This is a genomic window from Microcystis sp. M53598_WE2, assembly GCF_030067735.1.
GTDB lineage: Bacteria > Cyanobacteriota > Cyanobacteriia > Cyanobacteriales > Microcystaceae > Microcystis > Microcystis aeruginosa.
Genome location: NZ_JASJFE010000128.1, coordinates 1 through 4129, shown reverse-complemented (window position 1 = coordinate 4129; position 4129 = coordinate 1). Strand labels below are relative to the sequence as shown.

At 44.1% G+C, this 4129-nt stretch carries 4 protein-coding genes and 2 pseudogenes; 5 read left to right on the top strand and 1 reads right to left on the bottom strand.

Annotation, left to right across the window (positions count from 1 at the left end):
• From PX636_RS02930 to PX636_RS02915, 4 genes and pseudogenes are all read left to right on the top strand, one after another.
• Window positions 1–283, top strand: a pseudogene (locus PX636_RS02930) (serine/threonine protein kinase); the annotation flags it as partial.
• Window positions 284–574: 291 nt separating this feature from the next.
• Window positions 575–1150: a peptide deformylase gene (gene def, locus PX636_RS02925; protein ID WP_002733872.1), complete on the top strand. Its 576-nt coding sequence runs from the start codon at window positions 575–577 to the stop codon at window positions 1148–1150.
• Between the two features lie 31 nt (window positions 1151–1181).
• Window positions 1182–1379, top strand: a complete 198-nt coding sequence (locus tag PX636_RS02920; RefSeq protein WP_002731987.1) for a hypothetical protein — start codon at window positions 1182–1184, stop codon at window positions 1377–1379.
• 261 nt (window positions 1380–1640) lie between these two features.
• Window positions 1641–1958 (top strand): 2Fe-2S iron-sulfur cluster-binding protein, encoded by a 318-nt coding sequence (locus PX636_RS02915; RefSeq protein WP_004159498.1) that lies wholly within the window; start codon window positions 1641–1643, stop codon window positions 1956–1958.
• 81 nt (window positions 1959–2039) lie between these two features.
• Here PX636_RS02915 and pyrG read toward each other — a convergent pair whose 3' ends face one another.
• On the bottom strand, window positions 2040–3680 hold the full coding sequence (gene pyrG / locus PX636_RS02910; protein ID WP_002798562.1) for a glutamine hydrolyzing CTP synthase: 1641 nt from the start codon (window positions 3678–3680) through the stop codon (window positions 2040–2042).
• Window positions 3681–3911: 231 nt separating this feature from the next.
• Between pyrG and PX636_RS02905 the strand changes: the two are divergent.
• Window positions 3912–4129, top strand: a pseudogene (locus tag PX636_RS02905) (hypothetical protein); the annotation flags it as partial.

Below are 4129 nucleotides of genomic sequence, written 5' to 3'. Positions count from 1 at the left end.
TAGTCAAGAAATTGTTGCTATTCAGCGAATTTTGGGTTGGAAACTTCCAGGCAAAAAGAAAATGGCACGGCAACATATTAATAAACTGGTCAAAACTGATAGTTATCATAGCAAAGATGGTGATGGCGATCAAGTTTATGTACCGATGGCTTTAACTATTTGGGCGGGGACTAAAGAATATACTATTAGCAGTCAGACAAAAGCCTATCTGAGTCAACCCGAAATTGAATGGTTAGCAGCGGAATTAAGCCAATGGTTAGGAATACCAATTACTAATAAGTAGCCAGTTACAATCAGCTTTTTTCTCCCTTCTCCCCACTCCCCCACTGATTACTGGTTACTGATAACTGATAACTGAAAAATCTCCCCACTCCCCCACTGATTACTGGTTACTGCTTACTGATAACTGAAAAATCTCCCCACTCCCCACTTCCCACCCCCTGATATGGACGAACTGTCTGTGATCGGTGTAAAATTTTATGAAGAGTCTCGGCTTTTTTCTCCCTTTTCCTGAGAAATCCCCCAGAGCCAGTGACTAAGATCAAAATTGTGCATCCCATCGATAATTAAGTTTATGAGCGCCACTATTACCGTAGAAAAACGCAAATTAGAAAAACCCCCTTTAGAACTGCATTATCTCGGCGATCGAGTCTTGCGTCAACCGGCCAAGCGGATTGCTAAGGTCGATGACAGCATTCGCCAATTAGCCAAAGAAATGCTGCAAACTATGTATAGTTCCAATGGTATCGGTTTAGCGGCTCCCCAAGTGGCAGTCAATAAACAATTGATTGTCATCGATTGTGAACACGATAAACCGGAAAATCCGCCCCTAATTCTGATTAATCCCCAAATTATCGGTTATAGTCGGGAATTGTGCAAAGCGGAAGAGGGTTGTTTGAGTATTCCCGATGTGTTTTTAGATGTCATCCGTCCCCAAGCGATCGAAGTGAGTTATAAAGATGAACAGGGGAAACCGCGAAAACTGCAAGCTAACGGTTTACTAGCGCGGGTAATTCAACACGAAATGGACCATCTTAATGGTGTCATGTTCGTGGACAGAGTAGATAACGATTTGGCACTCAATGAAGAATTAAAAAAACACGGTTTTTCCGTGCAAGCGGTGAAACCGGTCGAGAAAGTGACAAAATAAAGGCATTAGTTAATTGAGGCGAGGAGTGAAGATGACCCCGAAAAGCGGCGTTTTATTGTTATTATCCTGTATTGCAGCGATCGCTGGTGTGGGTTGTGTCTTTGAAATTAGTTCGGGAGAACCGGATTTAGGCAATACCACCACTGGCCTAATTCTAGCGGCAAGTGTGCCACTAACAGCTCTATTTTTTTGGGCGGCGGTTAAAGACACGAGAGCCAATTACAAATAGAATAACTTCCCCTCGGTTATCTAAAAATTGGCATAATTTTCATGAGCAGAAGAGAGAATTTACTTCTCTCTTTTGTTCGTTTTAACTACAGGGCAAATTGCCAGAAAAAGTTACTACTTTTTCGGATTTTATCATCTTTCATGACAATCAATTATCTGCGGACTGGTGAAAACCTGATTAGGTACAGATTTCCCCCCTGTCCTCTATATCCGCAATCTAGAATGATAAAATAGGTGATGTTAAAAGCATCATTCATTAGCTATGACCACAACCTACAAAGTAGAAATTTCCCATTTAGGAACCACACAAACGATCGAAGTTAGGGAAGATCAAACTATATTAAAGGCAGCCTACGATGCGGGGATTGACTTACCCAGTTCTTGCAATGCGGGCGTATGTACTACCTGCGCCGCTCAACTTTCCCAGGGTAGCGTTGAACAAGGTGAGGGCATGGGATTATCCCCCGACCTGCAAAAAGAAGGCTATGCTTTGTTATGTGTGGCCTATCCTCGCTCGGATATTAAACTGGAATCTGGCAAGGAAGAAGTAGTTTATCAACGTCAATTCGGGAAACCCTAGGACAAACTGGGGTTAAGATGAGAAATTTTCGGGGGGTTCCCCCCAAAAAAACAGATTTTGAGCCAATAGAACCAGCAAACCCTAACTAATAGCCGAATGCTGACTAATAAGGGAGAACTTTTCCTCTCTACCCTTGAGGGCCGCTTTCATGAAACCAGAAAAGAGAGGATGAGCTTTATTGGGACGAGAGCGAAATTCGGGGTGAAATTGGGTAGCAATAAAGAAAGGATGTTTTGGTAGTTCGATAATTTCCACCAAACGACCATCGGGAGAAGTGCCACTCACCAGATAACCAGTCTCGAAAAAGAGACTACGATAGGCATTATTGAACTCGTAACGGTGACGATGGCGCTCATAGATAACCTCTTGACCGTAGAGGGAGAAAGCCAGACTATCGGGATTTAAACGGCAGGGATAGAGACCTAAGCGCATTGTTCCCCCTAAATCCACCACATCTGCCTGTTCTGGCAGTAAATTAATCACTGGATTCGGTGTATCCTCTTCAAATTCGGAACTATTGGCCCTTTCTAATCGGGCCACATTGCGACCCCATTCGATAATCGAACACTGCATCCCTAAACAGAGACCCAAGAAAGGAATATTATTGACCCTAGCATACTCGATCGCCTTAATTTTGCCATCCACACCCCTAATACCAAAACCACCGGGTACAACAATACCGTCAACACCGCTTAAATGAGCTTCGGCCGAATCGTTATCCACATCTTCGGCACTTACCCAACGCAATTCTATCTCGCTATTAAGGGCAATAGCAGCGTGTTTGAGGGCCTCCACCACCGAGAGATAAGCATCCCCCAACTGCACATACTTACCGACGATAGCTATCTCTAATTTTTGACTAGGGGATTGCATCTGTCGGATGAGATTTTCCCACTCCTCCAGATGGGGGTATCGGGGACCCAGGTTTAATAATTCTAGGGTTTGTTGCGCTAATCCCTCTTTTTCCAGATTGAGAGGAACTTCGTAGATACTGCTGGCATCCTGAGCAGTAATCACCGATTCCACCGGCACATCACAGAAAGCTGAGAGTTTTTCTTTTAACCCCGGTTGTAGGGGTAGATGACAACGACAGACTAACACATCCGGTTGAATCCCGATCGATCTTAATTCCTTAACCGAGTGTTGCGTCGGTTTAGTTTTCATCTCCTTAGCGGCCGGAATCCAAGGAATTAGGGTAACGTGCATATAAACTACGTTATTTCGTCCCACATCCTTCCTAAATTGCCTAATTGCTTCTAAAAAAGGCAAAGATTCGATATCTCCCACCGTACCACCAATTTCTGTAATGACAATATCGGGGTTGGTATCTTTGGCCACCCGGAGAATCCTTTCCTTGATTTCGTTGGTAACATGGGGAATTACCTGCACGGTTCCCCCCATATAAGCACCACGGCGCTCTTTATTCAATACCGCTTGATAAATCGAGCCAGTAGTCACGCTATTGAGACGGGAGAGTTCCGTATCGGTAAAACGTTCGTAGTGGCCAAGGTCGAGGTCGGTTTCGGCCCCATCATCGGTGACAAATACCTCTCCGTGTTGAAAAGGACTCATCGTACCCGGATCCACGTTGATATAGGGGTCTAATTTCAGAATTGAGACGGAATAATCCCGACTTTTTAACAATCTTCCCAAACTAGCAGCGACAATTCCTTTCCCAATACTGGAGACGACTCCCCCAGTGACAAAGACAAATTTACTCATAAAATTCTTCCTGCGATCGATTATACCTAGCAAGGGGTGAGAGTTTTCGGGATGCGGCGGTGTCATTTTCCCAGATTTCATTATAGCTGGATGACCTATACCCCGATCCTCGTTTTAGCTCCCTCTCGAAAATCTATTGCACCACAGCCTTTAGTCACCTTCATGCCGATCATGTAAATTTTCCGCTACAATCGAGAGTACTAAGACTCAGGCAATTGTAAAGTAATATTAATGATAGATTTTAATACCCTCGCTGAATTTTCCCGCAACTATTGCGTCTCGATTTGTGCCTTTTTAGTACCCGCTAACTTAGTAACCACCGTTTTAACAGTTCTTTTTCTCTATTTCGGTCGTCCTACCCGTCAAATCTTCCCCATTGCTTCCCTAGCTTTGTTGTTCGCTATCACCATGTTTCTCCACGTCGCCACCTGGTTGATGATTGGTGTGGT